Annotated in this window: 21 protein-coding genes; 16 read left to right on the top strand and 5 right to left on the bottom strand. The window is 72.6% G+C overall.

Annotated features, from left to right (window positions below):
• Positions 1-34: 34 nt before the first annotated feature.
• The 7 genes from argJ to argH are packed head-to-tail and all read left to right on the top strand — an operon-like array spanning position 35 to position 7,480.
• Positions 35-1,207 (top strand): bifunctional glutamate N-acetyltransferase/amino-acid acetyltransferase ArgJ, encoded by a 1,173-nt coding sequence (argJ, locus tag ACLQ27_RS23865; protein ID WP_357497771.1) that lies wholly within the window; start codon positions 35-37, stop codon positions 1,205-1,207.
• The gene (argB, locus tag ACLQ27_RS23870) at positions 1,204-2,109 is read left to right on the top strand and encodes an acetylglutamate kinase (protein WP_357497773.1); all 906 of its coding nucleotides are present in this window, start codon (positions 1,204-1,206) and stop codon (positions 2,107-2,109) included. Before argJ ends, argB begins: the two co-directional genes overlap by 4 nt.
• On the top strand, positions 2,106-3,356 hold the full coding sequence (locus ACLQ27_RS23875; protein WP_425868682.1) for an acetylornithine transaminase: 1,251 nt from the start codon (positions 2,106-2,108) through the stop codon (positions 3,354-3,356). The genes argB and ACLQ27_RS23875 overlap by 4 nt, the downstream gene beginning before the upstream one ends.
• A complete protein-coding gene (argF, locus tag ACLQ27_RS23880; RefSeq protein ID WP_425868684.1) occupies positions 3,353-4,288 on the top strand; it encodes an ornithine carbamoyltransferase in 936 nt (311 codons plus the stop codon). Before ACLQ27_RS23875 ends, argF begins: the two co-directional genes overlap by 4 nt.
• Complete coding sequence (locus ACLQ27_RS23885; RefSeq protein WP_234588813.1) at positions 4,285-4,800, top strand: arginine repressor; 516 nt, start codon at positions 4,285-4,287, stop codon at positions 4,798-4,800. The genes argF and ACLQ27_RS23885 overlap by 4 nt, the downstream gene beginning before the upstream one ends.
• Complete coding sequence (locus ACLQ27_RS23890; RefSeq protein WP_357575882.1) at positions 4,797-5,999, top strand: argininosuccinate synthase; 1,203 nt, start codon at positions 4,797-4,799, stop codon at positions 5,997-5,999. The genes ACLQ27_RS23885 and ACLQ27_RS23890 overlap by 4 nt, the downstream gene beginning before the upstream one ends.
• Before the next feature lie 17 nt (positions 6,000-6,016).
• Complete coding sequence (argH, locus tag ACLQ27_RS23895; RefSeq protein WP_357497824.1) at positions 6,017-7,480, top strand: argininosuccinate lyase; 1,464 nt, start codon at positions 6,017-6,019, stop codon at positions 7,478-7,480.
• A 43-nt stretch (positions 7,481-7,523) separates the two neighbouring features.
• Here argH and ACLQ27_RS23900 read toward each other — a convergent pair whose 3' ends face one another.
• Together ACLQ27_RS23900 and ACLQ27_RS23905 are read right to left on the bottom strand one after the other, a co-directional pair.
• Entirely contained in the window at positions 7,524-7,877 is a 354-nt protein-coding gene (locus ACLQ27_RS23900) for an MmcQ/YjbR family DNA-binding protein (RefSeq protein WP_234588815.1), read from the bottom strand.
• 193 nt (positions 7,878-8,070) lie between these two features.
• Positions 8,071-8,544, bottom strand: coding sequence for a DNA-binding protein (locus ACLQ27_RS23905; RefSeq protein ID WP_425868687.1), 474 nt, complete (start codon positions 8,542-8,544; stop codon positions 8,071-8,073).
• A gap of 93 nt (positions 8,545-8,637) precedes the next feature.
• Between ACLQ27_RS23905 and ACLQ27_RS23910 the strand changes: the two genes are divergently transcribed.
• The 5 genes from ACLQ27_RS23910 (at position 8,638) to ACLQ27_RS23930 (ending at position 12,691) form a co-directional block, all read left to right on the top strand.
• On the top strand, positions 8,638-9,279 hold the full coding sequence (locus tag ACLQ27_RS23910; protein WP_357497783.1) for a DNA-3-methyladenine glycosylase: 642 nt from the start codon (positions 8,638-8,640) through the stop codon (positions 9,277-9,279).
• Positions 9,280-9,368: 89 nt separating this feature from the next.
• The gene (locus tag ACLQ27_RS23915) at positions 9,369-10,454 is read left to right on the top strand and encodes a WD40/YVTN/BNR-like repeat-containing protein (RefSeq protein WP_425868689.1); all 1,086 of its coding nucleotides are present in this window, start codon (positions 9,369-9,371) and stop codon (positions 10,452-10,454) included.
• On the top strand, positions 10,455-10,730 hold the full coding sequence (locus ACLQ27_RS23920; protein WP_357575878.1) for a ubiquitin-like small modifier protein 1: 276 nt from the start codon (positions 10,455-10,457) through the stop codon (positions 10,728-10,730). It begins immediately after the preceding gene.
• A gap of 123 nt (positions 10,731-10,853) precedes the next feature.
• Positions 10,854-11,996, top strand: a complete 1,143-nt coding sequence (locus ACLQ27_RS23925; RefSeq protein ID WP_357575877.1) for an LLM class flavin-dependent oxidoreductase — start codon at positions 10,854-10,856, stop codon at positions 11,994-11,996.
• Entirely contained in the window at positions 11,993-12,691 is a 699-nt protein-coding gene (locus tag ACLQ27_RS23930; RefSeq protein ID WP_234588821.1) for an FMN reductase, read from the top strand. Before ACLQ27_RS23925 ends, ACLQ27_RS23930 begins: the two co-directional genes overlap by 4 nt.
• Here the strand turns inward: ACLQ27_RS23930 and ACLQ27_RS23935 are convergent.
• Both ACLQ27_RS23935 and ACLQ27_RS23940 read right to left on the bottom strand, forming a co-directional pair.
• Positions 12,621-13,502, bottom strand: coding sequence for a universal stress protein (locus ACLQ27_RS23935; protein WP_425868692.1), 882 nt, complete (start codon positions 13,500-13,502; stop codon positions 12,621-12,623). The two genes, ACLQ27_RS23930 and ACLQ27_RS23935, sit on opposite strands and share 71 nt — an antisense overlap.
• 72 nt (positions 13,503-13,574) lie before the next feature.
• Complete coding sequence (locus ACLQ27_RS23940) at positions 13,575-14,471, bottom strand: universal stress protein (RefSeq protein ID WP_425868694.1); 897 nt, start codon at positions 14,469-14,471, stop codon at positions 13,575-13,577.
• Positions 14,472-14,630: 159 nt separating this feature from the next.
• Between ACLQ27_RS23940 and ACLQ27_RS23945 the strand changes: the two genes are divergently transcribed.
• The 3 genes from ACLQ27_RS23945 (at position 14,631) to ACLQ27_RS23955 (ending at position 17,253) form a co-directional block, all read left to right on the top strand.
• Positions 14,631-15,131 carry a GNAT family N-acetyltransferase gene (locus tag ACLQ27_RS23945; RefSeq protein ID WP_234588824.1) on the top strand — a complete coding sequence of 167 codons (501 nt, stop codon included), beginning with the start codon at positions 14,631-14,633 and terminating at the stop codon, positions 15,129-15,131.
• 9 nt (positions 15,132-15,140) lie between these two features.
• On the top strand, positions 15,141-15,782 hold the full coding sequence (locus ACLQ27_RS23950; protein WP_234588825.1) for a YgjV family protein: 642 nt from the start codon (positions 15,141-15,143) through the stop codon (positions 15,780-15,782).
• A gap of 127 nt (positions 15,783-15,909) precedes the next feature.
• The gene (locus ACLQ27_RS23955; RefSeq protein WP_357497796.1) at positions 15,910-17,253 is read left to right on the top strand and encodes a hemolysin family protein; all 1,344 of its coding nucleotides are present in this window, start codon (positions 15,910-15,912) and stop codon (positions 17,251-17,253) included.
• Positions 17,254-17,349: 96 nt separating this feature from the next.
• On the opposite strand, the gene ACLQ27_RS23960 is transcribed toward ACLQ27_RS23955, so the two are convergent.
• Positions 17,350-17,733, bottom strand: coding sequence for a PaaI family thioesterase (locus ACLQ27_RS23960; protein ID WP_234588831.1), 384 nt, complete (start codon positions 17,731-17,733; stop codon positions 17,350-17,352).
• A gap of 106 nt (positions 17,734-17,839) precedes the next feature.
• Here ACLQ27_RS23960 and tyrS point away from each other — a divergent pair, with 106 nt between their 5' ends.
• Positions 17,840-19,132, top strand: coding sequence for a tyrosine--tRNA ligase (gene tyrS / locus ACLQ27_RS23965; RefSeq protein ID WP_357575925.1), 1,293 nt, complete (start codon positions 17,840-17,842; stop codon positions 19,130-19,132).
• Positions 19,133-19,693 lie beyond the last annotated feature (561 nt).

Below are 19,693 nucleotides of genomic sequence, written 5' to 3' on the forward strand. Positions count from 1 at the left end.
GGGGTGCAGCAGTCGCGACGGAAAGGCAGGCGCCGTGAGTGTCACGACCCCTCGGGGTTTCCGGGCGGCCGGGGTGGCCGCCGGTCTGAAGGCCAGCGGTGGCGCGGACGTCGCCCTGGTGGTCAACGACGGCCCGGACGCCGGTGTCGCCGGTGTCTTCACCACCAACCGGGTCAAGGCCGCTCCGGTGCGCTGGAGCCAGCAGGTCGTGCAGGGCGGTGTCGTCCGGGCGGTGGTGCTCAACTCCGGTGGCGCCAACGCCTGCACCGGCCCGGCCGGCTTCCAGGACACGCACGCCACGGCCGAGCACACCGCCTCCGCGTTGAGCGCGGTCAGCCCACGGTTGCTCCTGGGCGCCGGTGAGGTGGCGGTCTGCTCCACCGGCCTGATCGGTGAGCGGTTGCCGATGTCGAAGCTGCTGCCCGGGGTCCGTACGGCCATCCGGGGTCTGTCGCGCGACGGCGGTCCGGCGGCCGCCGAAGCGATCATGACCACCGACACGCGGCCGAAGACCACTGTGGCGCGGGGCAGCGGTTGGACGGTAGGCGGGATGGCCAAGGGCGCCGGGATGCTCGCGCCGGGGATGGCCACCATGCTCTGCGTGCTCACCACCGACGCGGTGGCCGGGCCGGCGGCGCTTGACGAGGCGCTGCGCGCGGCCACCCGGGTGACCTTCGACCGGGTCGACTCCGACGGGTGCATGTCCACCAACGACACGGTGCTGCTGCTGTCCAGTGGCGCGAGCGGCATCGAGCCCACCCCGGCCGAGCTGGCCGCCGCGGTCACGACGGCCTGCCACGACCTCGCCCAGCAGCTCATCGCCGACGCCGAGGGCGCCACCAAGCAGGTCGCCATCGACGTGGTCGGCGCCGCCGACGAGGACGACGCGGTCGAGGTCGGCCGCTCGGTGGCCCGCAACAACCTGGTCAAGACCGCGCTGTTCGGCAACGACCCCAACTGGGGCCGGATCCTCGCCGCCGTGGGCACCACCGCCGCCGCGTTCGAGCCGGACGAGGTGGACGTCGCGGTCAACGGAGTGTGGGTGTGCCGGGGTGGCGCCGCCGCCGAGGACCGCTCGAAGGTCGACCTCACCGGGCGGGACGTGACGATCCGCATCGATCTGCACGCCGGTGACGCGGTGGCGACGATCTGGACCAACGACCTGTCCCACGCGTACGTGCACGAGAACTCGGCGTACTCAACATGAGTCTCAGCGGTGATCTCACCCGCGCCCAGGTCAAGGCGGAGACGCTGATCGAGGCGTTGCCCTGGTTGGCGCGGTTCTCCGGCTCCACCGTGGTGGTCAAGTACGGCGGCAACGCCATGACCGAGCCGGCGCTGCAACGGGCGTTCGCGGCCGACATGGTGTTCCTGCGCTACGCCGGTCTCAAGCCCGTCGTGGTGCACGGCGGCGGTCCGCAGATCTCGGCCATGCTGGGCCGGCTCGGCATCGCCAGCGAGTTCCGGGGCGGCCTGCGGGTGACGACCGCCGAGGCGATGGACGTGGTCCGGATGGTGCTGGTCGGGCAGGTGGGCCGGGAGCTGGTCGGGTTGATCAACTCGCACGGTCCGTTCGCCGTCGGGCTCTCCGGCGAGGACGCGCGGCTGTTCACGGCGGTGCGCCGCCCGGCGTACGTGGACGGGCTGCCGGTCGACGTCGGGCAGGTCGGCGACGTCGAGTCGGTGGACGTGTCCGCAGTGACCGACCTCATCGACGCCGGCCGGATCCCGGTGATCTCCACTGTCGCGCCGGACGCGGACGGGGTCCTGCACAACCTCAACGCGGACACCGCCGCCGCCGCCCTCGCCGTCGCGTTGCGGGCCCGCAAGCTGGTCGTGCTCACCGACGTGGCCGGCCTGTACGCGGACTGGCCGGACACCACCAGCCTCGTCTCCGAGATCACCGCGGACGACCTGGCGAAGCTGCTGCCCAGTCTCGAGTCGGGGATGGTGCCCAAGATGGAGGCCTGTCTGCGGGCGGTGCGTGGGGGTGTGCCCGCCGCGCACGTCGTCGACGGCCGGGTGGCGCACTCCACGCTGCTGGAGGTCTTCACCTCGGAAGGGTTCGGAACGATGGTGGTGCTTCAGGACGGGATGGTCGGGGCATGAGCAGTCTGGCGCAACGGTGGACGCAGTCCATGATGGACAACTACGGCACGCCGCCGCTGGCGCTGGTCTCCGGCGCGGGCGCCGTGGTGGTCGACGACACGGGCCGCGAATACCTGGACCTGGTCGGCGGGATCGCGGTCAACGCCCTCGGTCACGCCCACCCGGCGGTGGTGGCTGCGGTGTCCCGGCAGGTCGCGACGCTCGGGCACGTCTCCAACCTCTACATCGCCGAGCCGCCGGTCGCCCTCGCGGAGCTGCTGCTGGCGCTCGCCGGCCGGCCCGGCCGGGTCTTCTTCGCCAACTCCGGCGCGGAGGCGAACGAGGCCGCGTTCAAGCTGTCCCGGCGCACCGGGCGCAGCCACGTGGTCGCCACCAACGGGGCCTTTCACGGTCGCACCATGGGCGCCCTCGCGCTGACCGGTCAGCCCGCCAAGGCCGACCCGTTCCGGCCGCTGCCCGGCGAGGTGACCCATGTCGACTTCGGCGACGTCGCCGCCCTCGAGGAGGCGGTCACCGACGCCACCGCCATGGTCATCCTGGAGCCCATCCAGGGCGAGAACGGTGTGGTCGTCCCGCCGGCCGGCTACCTGTCGGCAGCGCGGCGGATCGCCGACCGGCACGGCGCGCTGCTGGTGCTCGACGAGGTGCAGACCGGCATCGGCCGCACCGGGCAATGGTTCGCCCACCAGGCCGAGGGCGTGGAGCCCGATGTGGTGACCCTGGCCAAGGGGTTGGGTGGCGGGCTGCCGCTCGGTGCGACGCTGGCCTTCGGCCGTGCCGCGGACCTGCTCACCCCCGGCTCGCACGGCACCACCTTCGGCGGCAACCCGGTGAGCTGTGCCGCCGCGCTCGCCGTGGTGGCCACGATCGCCAACGAGGGGTTGCTGGACCACGTCAAGCGCGTCGGCGAACGGCTGCGTCGGGGCGTCGAGGCGCTGGGCCATCCGCTGGTCGACGGCGTACGCGGGGCCGGGCTGCTGCTCGGCGTGACCCTCACCGCGCCGGTGGGGCCGGTGCTCGCCGAGACGCTGCGCGACGCCGGTTTCCTGGTCAACGCGGTGCAGCCGGGGGTACTCCGGCTCGCTCCGCCGCTGATCCTCACCGCCGACCAGGTCGACGCCTTCCTCGCCGCGCTCCCGGCGGCCCTGGACGCGACGGCCGCCGGCAGCGACCGGACGCGGGCTACCACGACGACGCCGGCCACCTCCACGACGCCGACCACCACCACGACGGGAACGACCGCATGATCCGGCATTTTCTGCGCGACGACGACCTCTCGCCCGCCGAGCAGTCCAGCGTGCTCGACCTGGCGGCGCGGATGAAGGCCGACCGCTTCGGCCACCAGCCGCTGGCTGGCCCCCGCTCGGTGGCGGTGCTGTTCGACAAGCAGAGCCTGCGGACCCGGATCTCGTTCGACGCCGGCATCGCCGAGCTGGGCGGGCATCCCCTGGTCGTGGACACCCAGGTCACCCACTTCGGGCGGGGCGAGACGCTCGCCGACGCGGGCCGGGTGCTGTCGCGCTACGTCGCGGCGATCGTCCTGCGCACGCACGGCGACGACCGGATCGCCGAGGTGGCGAGCGGCGCGAGCGTCCCGGTGATCAACGCGCTCACCGACGGTTTCCACCCCTGCCAGCTGCTGGCCGACCTGCTCACCATCTCCGAGCGGTGCGGTGGCACGGCCGGCCGCACCCTCACCTACGTGGGCGACGGCGCCAACAACATGGCGCAGTCGTACCTGCTGGCCGGTGCGACGGCCGGGATGCACGTGCGGATCGCCGGCCCGGCCGGGTTCGCGCCGGACGAGGCGGTGGTGCGGCAGGCCGCCGGGATCGCCGCCGGCACGGGCGGCTCGGTACGGGTGCTGACCGACCCGGCCCAGGCGGTCCGCGACGCCGACGTGCTGGCCACCGACACGTGGACGTCGATGGGCCAGGAGGCCGACGGACTGGACCGGGTCACCCCGTTCCTGCCGTACCAGGTCAACAAGGAGCTGCTCGGCCAGGCCGCACCGGACGCGATAGTGCTGCACTGCCTGCCCGCCCACCGGGGTGAGGAGATCACCGACGAGGTGCTGGACGGCCCGCAGAGCGCGGTCTTCGACCAGGCGGAGAACCGGCTGCACGCCCAGAAGGCGCTGCTGACGTTCCTGCTCGCGACGTCCGGGACGACGCGATGACCGCCCCGCTGACCCGCGCCGCCCGGCACGCCCGGATCGTGGAGCTGATCCGGGACCGGCCGGTGCGCTCGCAGACCGAGCTGGCCGACCTGCTCGCCGCCGACGGCGTCGGGGTCACCCAGGCCACCCTCTCGCGCGATCTGGAGGAGCTGGGCGCGGTGAAGGTGCGCGGCGGTGACGGCCCGGCCGTCTACCTGATCCCCGAGGACGGAAAGCGGCCGCTGCGCGATGCCGAGGCGGCGCCGGCCCGGCTGGTGCGGTTGCTGCGCGAACTGCTCAACGGGGTGGACGCCAGCGGCAACATCGCCGTGCTGCGCACCCCACCGGGCGCGGCCCAGTACCTGGCCAGCGCGTTGGACCGGGCGGGCCTGCCCGAGATCGTCGGCACCATCGCCGGCGACGACACCATCCTCGTCGTGGCCCGCGAGGCCGTCGGCGGGGCCGCGCTCGGTGACAAGCTCGCCGGCTGGGCCCGCCGGGACGACACCGTCGAAGGGAACACCACGTCATGACCGAGCGGGTCGTCCTCGCGTACTCCGGGGGGTTGGACACCTCCGTGGCGATTCCCTATCTGGCCGAGCAGACCGGCGCCGAGGTGATCGCGGTGGCGGTCGACGTCGGGCAGGGCGGTGAGGACCTCGACGCGATCCGGCAGCGCGCCCTGGACTGCGGCGCCGCCGAGTCCGAGGTCGTCGACGCGCGCGACGAGTTCGCCGCGGACTACTGCGTGCCGGCGATCCGGGCGAACGCCCTCTACATGGACCGCTACCCGCTGGTGTCGGCGCTGTCCCGGCCGCTGATCGTCAAGCACCTGGTGGCGGCCGCGCGCAAGCACGGCGGGACGATCGTCTCGCACGGGTGCACCGGCAAGGGCAACGACCAGGTCCGGTTCGAGGTGGGCCTGGGCGCGCTCGCCCCCGAGCTGAAGATCATCGCCCCGGCCCGCGACTTCGCCTGGACGCGGGACAAGGCGATCGCGTTCGCCGAGGAGAAGGGGCTGCCGATCGACGTGTCGGCGAAGTCCCCGTACTCGATCGACCAGAACCTGTGGGGCCGCGCGGTGGAGACGGGTTTCCTGGAGGACATCTGGAACGCCCCGATCGAGGACCTCTACTCGTACACCGCCGACCCGGCGGAGCCCCGCGACGCCGACGAAATCGTGATCACCTTCGACGGCGGCGTGCCGGTGGCGATCGACGGTGAGACAGTCACCCCGTACCAGGCGATCCTGGAGCTGAACCGGCGCGCGGGCGCCCAGGGCGTGGGCCGGCTCGACATGGTCGAGGACCGCCTCGTGGGCATCAAGAGCCGCGAGGTGTACGAGGCGCCCGGCGCGATCGCGCTGATCACCGCCCATCAGGAGCTGGAGGCGGTGACCGTCGAGCGGGACCTGGCCCGGTTCAAGAAGAGCGTGGACCAGCGCTGGGGTGAGCTGGTGTACGACGGCCTGTGGTTCTCGCCGTTGAAGGACTCGTTGGACGCGTTCATCGACGACGCGCAGCGGCACGTCAGCGGCGAGGTGCGGCTGACGCTGCACGGCGGCCGGGCCACCGTCACCGGCCGGCGCTCCGACGAGGGCCTGTACGACTTCGGGCTGGCCACCTACGACACCGGCGACACCTTCGACCAGACCCTCGCGAAGGGCTTCGTGCAGCTGTGGGGCCTTCCGAGTCGGATGTCCGCGGCCCGCGACGCCCGGCTGGGTGGCTGACGACCATGGGGACCACAATGGGCGGCGTGGACGACAAGAGCCTCACCGAGAACAGCGCCGGCACCAACCGGACGAGCCTGTGGGGTGGCCGGTTCGCCGGCGGCCCCGCGGAGGCGCTCGCCCGACTGTCGGTGAGCGTGCAGTTCGACTGGCGCCTGGCCCCGTACGACATCGCTGGTTCCCGGGCGCACGCCCGGGTCCTGGCCGGCGCCGGCTTGCTCGACCCGGAGGAACTGGGACGGATCCTGGCGGCCCTGGACGACCTGGAGGCGGCCTGCGCCTCGGGGGCGTTCCGGCCCACGGTCGACGACGAGGACGTGCACACCGCGCTGGAGCGGGGCCTGTTGGAGCGCCTGGGCAGCCTCGGCGGCAAGCTGCGCGCCGGCCGGTCCCGCAACGACCAGGTCGCCACGGACCTGCGGCTCTACCTGCGCGACCACGCGCGGGGGGTGGCCAGTCGCCTCGTCGAGCTGGCCGAGGCGTTGGTCGAGCAGGCCGAGCGGCACATCGACACCGCCGCGCCCGGCATGACCCACCTGCAGCACGCCCAGCCGGTCACCTTCGGGCACTGGCTGCTCGCCCACGTGCAGCCGCTGCTGCGGGACCTGGAGCGGCTGCGCGACTGGGACCACCGGGCGGCGATCAGCCCGCTCGGCGCGGGCGCCCTCGCCGGGTCCGGGCTTCCGTTGGACCCGGTGGCGGTGGCCAAGGAACTGGGCTTCCGGACGTCGTTCGCCAACTCGATGGACGCGGTCGCCGACCGGGACTTCGTGGCGGAGTTCCTGTTCACCACCGCGCTGATCGGGGTGCACCTGTCCCGTCTCGGCGAGGAGGTGGTGCTCTGGACCTCGCACGAGTTCGGTTGGGTGGAGCTGGACGACGCCTTCGCGACCGGTTCGTCGATCATGCCGCAGAAGAAGAACGCGGACATCGCCGAGCTGGCCCGGGGCAAGTCCGGGCGGCTGGTCGGCGGCCTGATGACGGTGCTGACCATGCTCAAGGGCCTGCCGATGACGTACGACCGGGACATGCAGGAGGACAAGGAGCCCGCGTTCGACGCGGTCGACACCCTGGAGCTGCTGCTGCCGGCCCTGGCGGGGATGATCTCCACGATGACGGTCCGGGTGGACCGTCTCGTCGCCGCCGCCCCGGTCGGCTTCTCCCTCGCGACCGAGGTCGCCGACTGGCTGGTCCGGCGCAACGTGCCGTTCCGCGACGCGCACGAGATCACCGGCCGGCTGGTGGCGCTCTGCGCGGCCCGCGAGTGCGAGTTGGAGGACGTCTCCGACGCCGACCTGGCCGCGGTCAGCGAACACCTCGACCCGTCGGTGCGCGACGTGCTGTCGGTGCGGTCGGCGCTCGCGGCCCGGACCACCCCCGGCTCGACCGGCCCCGGCCCGGTCGCCGACCAGCTCGCCGCCGCGGCGGACCGGCTGGCCGGCTGGCGGGACTGGGCCACCGAGCGGGTCGTACCCCGCTGAGGTCGCCGTGGCGTCGGCGCCAGCCGCCGGCGCCACTGTCGGTTCAGGCCGTCGGGCGCTCCCGCTTGGGGAGCTTCGCCACCACCATGTCGTACGACGCGTCGACCGCCTCGGTCAGCTCGTCGCCGTCGATCCCGCCGTCGAGGCGCAGCGTGTTCCAGCCGGACCGGCCGATGTAGGCCATCGGGCGAGCGTCGTCGGGATGGCGGTGCAGCCACTCGTCGGCGATCTCCCTGGTCTGGCCGCACTTGATGCCGACAGTGGGTTTTCCGTCGCCGTTGCCGAGGAACGCGAAGATCCGGCTGCCCACCTTCACCACCTCGTCGCCCTCCCACGGCCGGTCCAGCCACGCTCCCGGCTTCGCCAGGCAGTACGTCAGCATCTCCGCGCGGTCCATGGGTGCCTCCTCGTCGTGCGCACAGTCTGCCCGCCCGGGCGCCCGCAGGCACGCCCTCGCCGATCTTGCACTTTCGGTCACCGAATCGTGAGGTATGCCCCTTATGCCGCGACAGAAAGTGCAAGATCGCGGGGTGGTTGCCGATCGACGGGGCGCGACGGTGTTGTCGTGGTTCGGTTGCGCGTCGCGGTCATTACTTCGCTGTTCGGGCGTGGTCTGGTGATTCGGGCGCCTCTTGCGGGTTGGGTGTCGGCTCAGCGGAGCGGGCGGCCACCCGTTCGTAGCGTTGGCGGGCGGCCTGCGCGCTGCCCAGTCCCAGCCCGTACGCGATGGACTGCCAGGTCAACCCCCGGTCGCGGGCCAGCGTCAGCAGCCCGGCCTCCAGGGCGTCCAGCTCGGCGCGCACGTGCGGCAGCAGGGTCAGCGCGGCGGTGAGGTCGGCGGCGTCCACCGGTTCCTCGGTGGGCTCCCGCTCCGCACCGCCGGCGGCGAGGGCGGTGACCAGGGCCACCGCCTCCCACGGGTCCAGCACGTACGGGTGGGCCCAGCGTCCCCGCCGGGCATCGGAGCCCGCGTGGCGTTCGCTGATGCGTTGCAGCGCCTCGTGGGTGCGGTGGGCGCGGGCCCGGGCCGGGTCGGGCGCGCTGAACAGCTCCTCGGTCGTCATGCTCCGAGCACACCCCATCAACGCGACATTGTCAACAGATTGTTGAAGCTCGGCGACGGGATGACCAGGATGTGGCCTGGGTACCGTTCGGGCATGGACGTCCTTCCGGATGATCACGCCGCCAACCCGGACCTCGGCGCGCTCGCGGACCTGCTCGCGGGTCCACTGCTGCCGGCCGCGCGGGGCCTGCTGGGCTGCCGGCTGTCCGCCGGCGGGGTCACCGTCCGGATCACCGAGGTCGAGGCGTACGCCGGCACGGCAGGTGACCCGGCCTCGCACGCCCACCGGGGCCGCACCGCCCGCAACGTCGTGATGTTCGGTCCCGCCGGGCACGCCTACGTCTACTTCACCTACGGCATGCACTGGTGCATGAACGTGGTCACCGGGTTCGAGGGGGAGGCCGCCGCCGTGCTGCTGCGCGCCGGTGAGGTGGTCGAGGGCCTGGACGCCGCGCGGGCCCGCCGGCCGGCGGTACGGCGGGACGTGGACCTGGCCCGGGGCCCGGCCCGGCTCTGCGCCACGCTCGGCATCGACCGCGCGGCGTACGGCGCGTACCTGCTCGGCGACGGCCCGGTCCGGTTGCGTCCGCCGGTCCGGCCGGTGCCGGCCGAGGCGGTGGTGGCGGGACCCCGGGTCGGCGTGACCGGCGCGCACGATCTGCCCTGGCGGTTCTGGCTCGACGGTGATCCGACGGTCAGCGCGTACCGGCGTCACGTGCCCCGCGTCCGGCGCTGAGGGCGGCTCCCGGCGTGTGGCCGGCGGGGTCTGTCGGAGGGTGTGGCCATAATCACCCCATCTGCCCACCGACGGCTCGGAGGACCTCCATGGCAACGCTGCTCGCGATCGGCACCGCGAAGGGGTTGTTCCTCGCCACCAGCACCGACGACCGGCGCACCTGGGAGGTCAGCGGCCCGCACCACCCGCGGACGAGCGTCTACGCGGTGGCGATCGACACCCGCCCCGGCACCCCGCGGCTGCTCGCCGGGGTGACCAGCTCACACTTCGGCCCCAGCGTCGCGACAAGCGACGACCTCGGCGCGTCCTGGGACGAGCCCGACCACGCGCCTGTCGCGTTCCCGGCCGACACCGGCGCGAGCCTGGGGCGGGTCTGGCAGCTCACGCCGGGCGGCGCCGACGAACCGGACGTGGTCTGGGCCGGCACCGAGCCGTCGGCGCTGTTCCGCTCCACCGACGGTGGCCGCAGCTTCGAGCTGGTCCGCGCCCTCTGGGAGCACCCGCACCGCCCGCACTGGCAGGCCGGGTTCGGTGGCCAGGCGGTGCACACGGTGCTGCCCCACCCGCGCGACCCGGCCCGGGTGCTGGTCGCCATGTCCACCGGCGGCGTCTACCGTTCGCAGGACGCCGGGGCGAGCTGGGCCCCGGGCAACGTGGGCATCCGCGCCGCCGGCCTGGCCGACGAGTGGCCGGAGTTCGGCCAGTGCGTGCACAAGGTCGCGCGGGACGCCGGCAACCCCGAGCGGCTGTACGCGCAGAACCACTTCGGTGTCTACCGCTCCGACGACGACGGCCGCACCTGGTCGTCGATCGCCGACGGGCTGCCCAGCGACTTCGGCTTCCCGATGGTGTCGCACCCCGGGCGGCCCGGCATGGTGTGGACGTTCCCGCTGGTGGCCGACGTCGAGCGGTACCCGACCGACCACCGCTGCCGGGTGTACCGCTCCGCCGACGCCGGTGACAAGTGGGAGCCGCTGTCGGTGGGCCTGCCCGAGGGCCCGTTCTATCCGGCGGTGCTGCGCGACGCGATGTGCGCCGACGACGCCACACCGGGAGGCGTCTACTTCGGCACCCGTTCCGGCGAGGTCTACGCCAGCCGGGACGAGGGCGACTCCTGGTCGCAGGTGGCCGCGCACCTGCCCGACGTGCTGTGCGTCCGGGCGGCGGTGGTCTGAGTGGTCACCGTGCTGTTGCCCGGCCCGCTGCGCGGCGAGGCCGGCGGCGCCAGCCGGCTCAGTGTCGACGCCTGCGGCACGCTGGGCGCGGTCCTCGACGAGCTCGCCGCCGATCATCCCCGGCTGGCTCGGCGGATCCGCGACGAGCGCGGCGAGCTGCGCCGGTACGTCAACGTCTACGTCGACGGGGAGGACTGCCGGCACTCCGGCGGGCTGGCCACGCCGGTCGGGAAGGGCGCCCAGGTGCAGGTGCTTCCCTCGGTCGCCGGGGGCTGATTCCCGAGGGTGACCGGCGCCACTGCCAGACCGGCCGCCGACGGAATAGTTGACTCGTCAAATAAGTTGTGAGCTGCGTCCGGGTACCACGACGGCACCCGGTTGACACGCGAGGAGCTGGTCATGCAGTTCGGAGTCTTCACCGTCGGTGACGTCACGGTCGATCCGACCACCGGTCGTGAGCCGACCGAGCATGAGCGGATCAAGGCGATGGTCGCCATCGCACGCAAGGCCGAAGAGGTCGGGCTGGACGTCTTCGCCACCGGTGAGCACCACAACCCGCCGTTCGTCCCGTCGTCCCCGACCACCATGCTCGGTCACATCGCGGCCCGCACCGAACGGCTGCTGCTGTCCACCGCGACCACGCTGATCACCACCAACGACCCGGTGAAGATCGCCGAGGACTACGCGATGCTCCAGCACCTGTCCGACGGCCGGGTGGACCTGATGATGGGTCGCGGCAACACCGGCCCGGTGTACCCGTGGTTCGGCAAGGACATCCGCGCCGGCATCCCCCTCGCGATCGAGAACTACGACCTGCTGCACCGGCTGTGGCGCGAGGACGTGGTCGACTGGAAGGGCAAGTACCGCACCCCGCTGCAGTCCTTCACCTCGACGCCCCGCCCGCTCGACGGCGTGCCGCCGTTCGTCTGGCACGGCTCGATCCGCAGCCCCGAGATCGCCGAGCAGGCCGCGTACTACGGCGACGGCTTCTTCGCCAACCACATCTTCTGGCCCAAGGAGCACACCCAGCGGATGGTCGGGCTCTACCGCCAGCGGTACGCGCACTACGGCCACGGCACCGCCGACCAGGCCATCGTCGGCCTCGGCGGCCAGGTGTTCATGCGGCGCAACTCGCAGGACGCGGTCCGGGAGTTCCGGCCGTACTTCGACAACGCCCCGGTCTACGGGCACGGGCCGTCGCTGGAGGAGTTCACCCGGGAGACCCCGCTGACCGTGGGCAGCCCGCAGCAGGTCATCGACCGCACGCTCGGCTTCCGCGAGTACGTCGGTGACTACCAGCGGCAGCTGTTCCTGATGGACCACGCGGGCCTGCCCCTCAAGACGGTGCTGGAGCAGCTCGACCTGCTCGGCGAGGAGGTCGTGCCGGTGCTGCGCAAGGAGTTCGCCGCCCTGCGCCCGGCGCACGTGCCGGACGCGCCCACGCACGCCTCGCTCGTCGCCGCCGCCGGTGGCGCGAAGGACAGCACCGTGCACGCCGTCGACGACGTGACGGGCAAGGCACCGGAGGGGGCGACCCGATGACCCGCCGTACGCTCGCCGTGGTCTCGGCGGGGCTGAGTCAGCCCTCGTCCACCCGACTGCTCGCCGACCAGCTCGCCGGGGCGACCCGCGACGAGCTGGTCCGGCGGGGCGCCGAGGTGGAGCTGCGGGTCGTCGACCTGCGCGAGTACGCCCACGACGTGGTGAACAACATGCTCACCGGGTTCCCGCCGGCCGCGCTGCGCGAGGCCATCGACGCGGTAACCGGTGCGGACGGCATCATCGCCGTCACGCCGATCTTCAACGCGTCGTACAACGGGCTGTTCAAGTCCTTCTTCGACGTGCTGGAGGCCGAGTCGCTCGTCGACCGGCCGGTGCTCATCGGGGCCACCGGCGGCACCGCCCGGCACTCCCTCGCCCTGGAGCACGCCCTGCGCCCGATGTTCAGCTACCTGCGGGCGGTGGTGGTCCCGACATCGGTCTTCGCCGCCCCGGAGGACTGGTCCGGTGGCACCGTCGACGGCGCCCTGCGCGGCCGCATCCGTCGCGCCGCAGGCGAGCTGGCCGACCAGGTCGAGCGCCGGCTGCCCGCCAGCGGCCCCGCCGACCCGTTCGCCCTCACCACCGACTTCCTGCAGATGCTCGGCGGGGGCGACGACGCTCCGGTCACCTCGGCGGGTCGTACGGATGCGCGACCAGCACCGGGCAGCGCGCGTGCTGAATCGCAGCCTGGCTGACCGAGCCGAGCAGCAGACCGGTGAACCCGTGCCGGCCCCGGGTGCCCACGACCAGCAGCGACGCGGTGTCGCTCGCCTCGATGAGCCCCTGGGCCGCGCCGGCCGCCCGGATCGGATGCTCCCGCACCACCAGATCGGGGTGCTCGGCCCGGACGGCCGCGGACGCCTCGGCCAACAGCCGCACCGCCTCCGCCTGGTACGCGGCCTGCGCCTCGTCGACCTCGTCCGGCAGCGGCCGGCCCCCGTCCAGCGGGCTGACATGCACGAGCACCAGCGGGACGTCTCGTAGCGCCGCCTCGGTGGCGCCGTAGCCCACGGCCAGCCGGGACGATTCGGACCCGTCCACGCCGACCAGCACCGGCGCGTCCGCGTCGATCGGCTGCTCGTCCGGTCGGCTCACCAGGACCGGGCAGTGCGCGTGCGCGGCCACCTGCGCGCCGACCGAACCGAGCAGCAGACCCGTGAACCCGCCCAGACCGCGGCTGCCCACCACGACGAGATCCGCCCGTCGTGACTCCTCGACCATCGTCGCGCCGGGGCCGCCGGCGACCTGACGGGCCTCGACGTCGAGGCCGGGCCACCTGTCGACCAGCTCGGCCGCCGTCTTCTCCAACATCTGGCGCGACTCCTCGGTGGGCGCCGGCACCCCGAGGTCGTACGGGTTGAGGGGCACGCCGTAGCCGAGCGGGTGCAGGTAACCGTGCACCAGGAGCAGCGGCCGGGAGCGGAGCAGGGCGGCGCGGGCCCCGTGCTCCGCGGCGACGAGGCTGGACGGCGATCCGTCCACACCCACCACGACAGGTCGGTTCATCGGCTCTCCCAGGGTCGGTCGACTCATTGTCTGCGGCGCGGGGCCGGCGGTGGCGCCGAACGCGCCAGCCGGTCAGTGCCCGCCTTCCTCGCGGTGGTGCCGGACGATCGCCAGCGGACCGTGCGACTGGTGCAGGACCGCGTGGCTCACCGAGCCGAGCAGCATGCCGGCCAGGGTGCCCCGGCCGTGCCCGCCGACCACGGTGAGCTGGGCGGTGGCCGATTCGCGGACCAGCACCGACGCCGCCGCGCCGTACGCCACGTGGTGCCGCACCGGCACGTCCGGGTACCGCTGCGACCACCCCGCGAGGGACTCGGCGAGCACCCGCTCCTCGTCTTCGGCAAGCGTCTCGACGCCGTACGCCAGCGGCAGGATGTCGCCCGGCATGGTGGGGGTGGGGGTGATCCAGGCGTGTACGGCCACGAGTTCGGCGCCTCGCAGCGAGGCCTCCTCGAAGGCGAAGCCCAGCGTCTGCGTGGACAGGTCCGAACCGTCGACGCCGACCACCACCGGCCCGTCGGCCCGGACCTCGCCCTTGACGACCAGCACCGGGCAGTCCACGCGGGCGCAGACCTGCACGGCCACCGAGCCCATCAGCAGCTCCGCGAAGCCATCGAGTCCCCGGCTGCCGAGCACCAGCAGCGCCGCGTCCCGGGATTCGCGCAGCAGGACCGGCGTGGCAGGGCCGTCGACGACCGCGGCGGTGACGGCGAGGTCGGAGGCGGTCTTGTGGGCCTCGGTCACGGCGTCGGCGACGATCTGTTCGGCCTGCTCGCGAAGTCCGGCGTCGAGCACCGGGCCCTGCACGGGAATCAGCGGCATGTCGTAGAGCGGCCAGACGAACGCGTGCACCACTCGCAGTGGGCGGCCGCGGGTGGCGGCCTCGCGGGCGGCGACCCGCACCGCGTCCAGCGCCGTCGTCGAACCGTCCACCGCCACCACCACGGGGGCACCAGATCTGATGGTCATCACGTCCTCCTTCGTCCGTCTTCATCCTCATCCGGCGGCATCCGCGGGATCAGAGGCGGACGGCGGCCGCCGGGGGGCCGTTGGGCCCGTCCATCCGGCCTCTGGCCCCCACGGCGTCGGGGTCGCGACACTGTCGCAGTCGCTGCGTACCCTCGCCGGATGACCTCCGACGTGCGGCTGCGGCCGGTCCACGAGGACGATCTCGTGGAGTTCTTCCTGCACCAGCAGGACCCCGAGGCCAACCGGATGGCCGCGTTCGGCCCCAAGGACCCGTCCGACCACCGCGAGTTCGCCCGGCACTGGGCCCGGGTGCTCACCAACCCGGCGAACCGGGTCCGCACCGTCGAGGCCGACGGCGAGGTGGTCGGCTACGTCAGCGCCTTCCCGGTCGACGACCAGACCGAGGTCAGCTACTGGATCGACCCGGCCCGCTGGGGCCGGGGCCACGCCACCGCGGCCCTCGCCGCCCTGCTGCGCGAGCTGCCCCGGCCGGTGCACGCCCGCGCCGCCAAGGACAACGCCGCCTCCCTCGCGGTGCTGCGCAAGTGCGGGTTCGTGGTGGTCGGCGAGGATTCGGGGTACGCCAACGGCCGCGGCGCCGAGGTGCAGGAGTGGCTGCTGGAGCTGCCCGCCGACGCCCCTGACCTGGGCGGGCACTAGTCTCGCGGGGTGAACTGGTTGGATCTGGTCGGCTGGGCCGGCTCCGCGGTGCTGGTGTGGTCGCTGTTGCAGTCGCGCATCCTGCGGCTGCGCGCGCTCAACCTCGTCGGCTGCGTCGTGCTGATCGGCTACAACGCCGCTCTCGAGGTCTGGCCCATGGTGGGGCTCAACATCGTCCTCGCGGTGATCAACATCTGGTACCTGCGGGGGATGCTCGCGACCCGCCACGACGAGCAGACCTACCAGGTGGTGGAGGTCGGCGTCGGCGACCAGTTCCTGGCGCACACGCTGCGGATCCACGCACCGGACATCGCCCGGTTCAACCCCGACTTCCACTGGGATCCGGCCGCCGCCGACCGGTCGGCCTTCCTCGTGGTCACCGCCGACGAGGTGGTCGGGGTGGTGCTGTCGCACGCCGAGGCGCGCGGGGTCGCCCAGATCGACCTGGACTACGTGACCCCGAAGTTCCGCGACTTCACCCCCGGCGAGTTCGTCTACCGACGCAGCCGCCTCTTCACCGAGCGGGGCTTCCACCGGGTGGTCAGCCCGCCGGGCATGGTCGCTCCCTACTACCACCGGCTCGGCTTCCGCCCCCAGGGCGACTCGTACGTCCTCGACCTGCCCGCGTCACCGGCCACCGATTCCGCGTAGCGTCACCCGAGCAGGATTCGGCCAAGGCCGCACGGGGCACAGAAGCGCGTACGCCGGGCGGGCTCACCGACCGGCGGGCGCCGTGCGTACTCGCCGGTGCCACCACCTCCGAGGGAGCGAACCGGGCGTGCAGAGCTACGGGAGCCAACTGGCCCTGGTCGGGATCCTGGTCGTCATCAACGCGCTCTTCGCCGGCAGTGAGATGGCGCTGGTGTCGCTGCGGGACAGCCAGATCCAGCGGTTGGAGCGCACCAGCCGGGCGGGGCGGGTGCTGGCCCGGCTCGCCAAGGACCCGAACCGCTTCCTGGCCACCATCCAGATCGGCATCACCCTCGCCGGCTTCCTGGCCTCCGCCGCCGCGGCCGTCTCCCTGGCCAAGCCCCTCGTCCCGCTGCTCGGGATGTTCGGGAGCGCCGCCGAGACGGTGGCGATCGTGGTGGTGACCCTCGCGCTGACCTTCGTCACCCTGGTCTTCGGCGAGCTGGCCCCCAAGCGGATCGCCATGCAGTCCGCCGAGCGGTGGGCACTGCTGGTGGCCCGCCCGCTCGACCTGCTCGCCAGTCTCACCCGCCCGGCCGTCTGGGCCCTCGGCGCCACCAGCGACCTGGTCGTACGCCTGTTCGGGCTCAACCCGAAGCACCAGCCGGAGGAGATCGGCCCGGACGAGCTGCGCGACATCGTCGCCGGCAACCACGGCTTCACCAAGGAGCAGCGCACGATCATCGCGGGCGCCGTGGAGATCGCCGACCGGCGGTTGCGGGCTGTGCTCGTACCCCGGTTGCAGGTGTTCACGCTCGACAGCGGGACCACCGCGGAGGCCGCGCGGCTCGTGCTGGCCGCCACCGGGCACTCCCGGGCGCCGGTGGTGCGCCACGGCGGCCTGGACGACACCGCCGGTGTGATCCACCTGCGTGACCTGGTCGGCGTGCCCGACGACCGGCCGGTCGACGAGATCGCCCGCCCGCCGATGCTGCTGCCCGACTCGCTGCCGGTCGTGGACGCGTTGCGCCAGTTCAAGGCCGAGCGGCAGCACATCGCGCTGGTCGTGGACGAGCGCGGCGCGGTCGACGGCATCGTGACGCTGGAGGACATCCTGGAGGAGATCGTCGGGGAGATCTACGACGAGACCGACCGGGACGGCTACTCGGTGCGTCGCGAGCCGGACGGCGCGGTGGTGCTGCCCGGCACGTTCCCGGTGCACGACCTTCCGGACATCGGCGTCGAGCTGCCCTCGCGCCCGGCCGGTGACTACACCACAGTCGCCGGGCTGGTGCTGGCCCGCCTCGGGCACATCCCCACCGTCGCCGGGGAGGACGTCACCCTGGACGGCTGGGTGCTGACGGTGGCCGGCATCGACCACCGGGCCATCACCGAGGTACGCGTGAGCCGGGTCCCCGCCGAGGACGGCGACGACAACGGTGACGACGCCGACCAGTCGATCGAGCCGTTGCTGGACGAGGCCCGCAGCTGAGCACCCGTCGGGCGAGCGAGCGCACCACGCCGCCCGCCGCGCAGGCCGTGGGGTCGGCGTGGTGATCGCCGGGGTCGCCGCGGCCGGGCCCGACGGTCAGTCGCGGGACAGGTTCTGCAGCCGGACCTGACCCCGGGCGACCAACCGCTCGTCGGCGTCGCTGATCTCCACCTGCCAGAGCTGCTGGCTGCGACCCCGGTGCACCGGGGTGCCGACCGCCCGCAGCTCGCCGTCCCGGACGGCCCGCAGGAAGTCGGTCTGGTTCGACACGCCGACCACCGTGCCCCGGTCGGCCAGCCAGAGCGACCCCCCGACGCTGGCCGCGGTCTCCACCACCGAGCAGTACACCCCGCCGTGCTGGATGCCGAACGGCTGGTGCAGCTCCGGGCGGACCTGCCAGCTGATGACGACCCGGTCGGCGGTCGCCTCCTCGAACTTCAGGCCGAGCAGGGCGACGAAACCACCCGTCAGATCCGGCATCTCCACGGCGAAACCCTCCTCGATCAACGGGGCGCAAGCCTAACCGGAGCGGGTTGCGCCAAACCCGGTACGGGTCGGTGCCGGCGATGGGGGAGAATCGGTGACCGTGACCGACAGCAGCCTCCCGCCGCCGACGCGGTACTCCCTGACCGACGACCTGCTCTGGCGTGGCCTGATCCAGGACTCGACAGGCCTCGACGAGCTGCGCGAGCTGCTCGACGGCGGGGAGGCCACCACCTATTACGTGGGCTTCGACCCCACTGCGCAGAGCCTGCACGTCGGCTCGCTCATGCAGGTCACCACTGCCCGCCGTCTGCAACTCGCGGGTCACCGCCCGTTGCTCCTGGTGGGCGGGGCGACCGGGCAGATCGGCGACCCGAAGGAGAGCGCCGAGCGGACGCTCAACCCGCCTGAGGTGATCGCCGGCTGGGTCGAGCGGATCCGCGAGCAGCTCGCGCCCTTCGTGTCGTACACGGGTGAGAACGCGGCGCAGCTGGTCAACAACCTGGACTGGACCGGCGAGATGTCGGTCGTCGAGTTCCTCCGCGACGTGGGCAAGCACTTCCCGGTCAACAAGATGCTCGCCCGGGAGGTGGTGCGCGCGCGGCTGGAGACGGGGATCAGCTTCACCGAGTTCAGCTACCAGCTGCTGCAGGCCAACGACTTCTTCGAGCTGCACCGCCGGCACGGCTGCCAACTTCAGTTCGGTGGGTCCGACCAGTGGGGCAACATCACCGCCGGCGTCGACTACGTCCGGCGCCGGGGTGCGGGGCCGGTCCAGGCGTTCACCACGCCGCTGGTCACCAAGGCCGACGGCACGAAGTTCGGCAAGACCGAGGGCGGCGCCGTCTGGCTCGATCCCACCCTGACCAGCCCGTACGCCTTCTACCAGTTCTGGCTCAACGTCGACGATCGGGAGGTCGACCGCTACCTGCGGTACTTCAGCTTCCGCTCCCGCGACGAGCTGGAGGAGCTGGCGAAGGCGACGGCCGAGCGGCCGGCGGCCCGGCTGGCCCAGCGGGCGCTCGCCGAGGAGCTGACCACCCTGGTGCACGGCCCCGAGGAGACCCGGCAGGCGGTCGCCGCCAGCCAGGCGCTGTTCGGGCGCGGTTCGCTGGACGATCTGGCCCCGGAGACGCTGCGCGCGGCGCTGACCGAGGCCGGTCTGGTGCGGATCCCTGGCGAGCTGCCGGATGTGGCGGGCCTCTTGCGGGACTCCGGGCTGGTGACGGGGCTCAAGGAGGCGCGGCGCGTGATCGCCGAGGGCGGTGCCTACGTGAACAACAACCGGGTGACCGAGGTGGACGCCACGGTGTCCACGGACGACCTGCTGCACGGGCGGTACCTGGTGCTGCGCCGGGGGAAGCGGTCGTTCGCAGGCGTTGAGCTGGGCGAATAGTCGGTTGTCGACGATGTGACGGGGGACGCGTCCGGCTGATTTGACGATCATCGGGCCGGACGCGTAACTTTCTCTCTGCCAGCGCGGAACGGACGAAACAGGCGAAAGCCTGAAGCGGCCGGAGCGCGGCGACGACCTCGGGGTCGGGCTGGTTCGCCGGCCGGATCCCGCCGGGTGGTGCCCATGGAAACGCCGCGAGGCGGATTTGGTGCGGCGGAACCGACCGGGTAAGGTAGTCAGCCGGCAGGGAAACGGGCGAGCAAGCGGGAAACCGCTGCGGCCGGCCTGCCACCACCGTGACGAGAGCGGCGCAAGCCGGTCGAGACATGGTGCCCGCAACACGGTAGAAAGCACGACGAACCGCGAAACACCGGTTTGACACGGCAGAAACCAGCGGGTAACGTAGTAAAAGTGCCTGGCGCTGGAAAGCGCTGAGCACCGGAACGAAAAGCCCCGGGATGGTGGCCCACTGGTTGGGTCTTCTGATCGGTGTGTGGTTGTTCTTTGAGAACTCAACAGGGTGCTTGTAAAGCCAGTGCCAATTATGATTTATACCCCGGA

This window comes from Micromonospora sp. DT63, from assembly GCF_049841615.1.
GTDB lineage: Bacteria > Actinomycetota > Actinomycetes > Mycobacteriales > Micromonosporaceae > Micromonospora.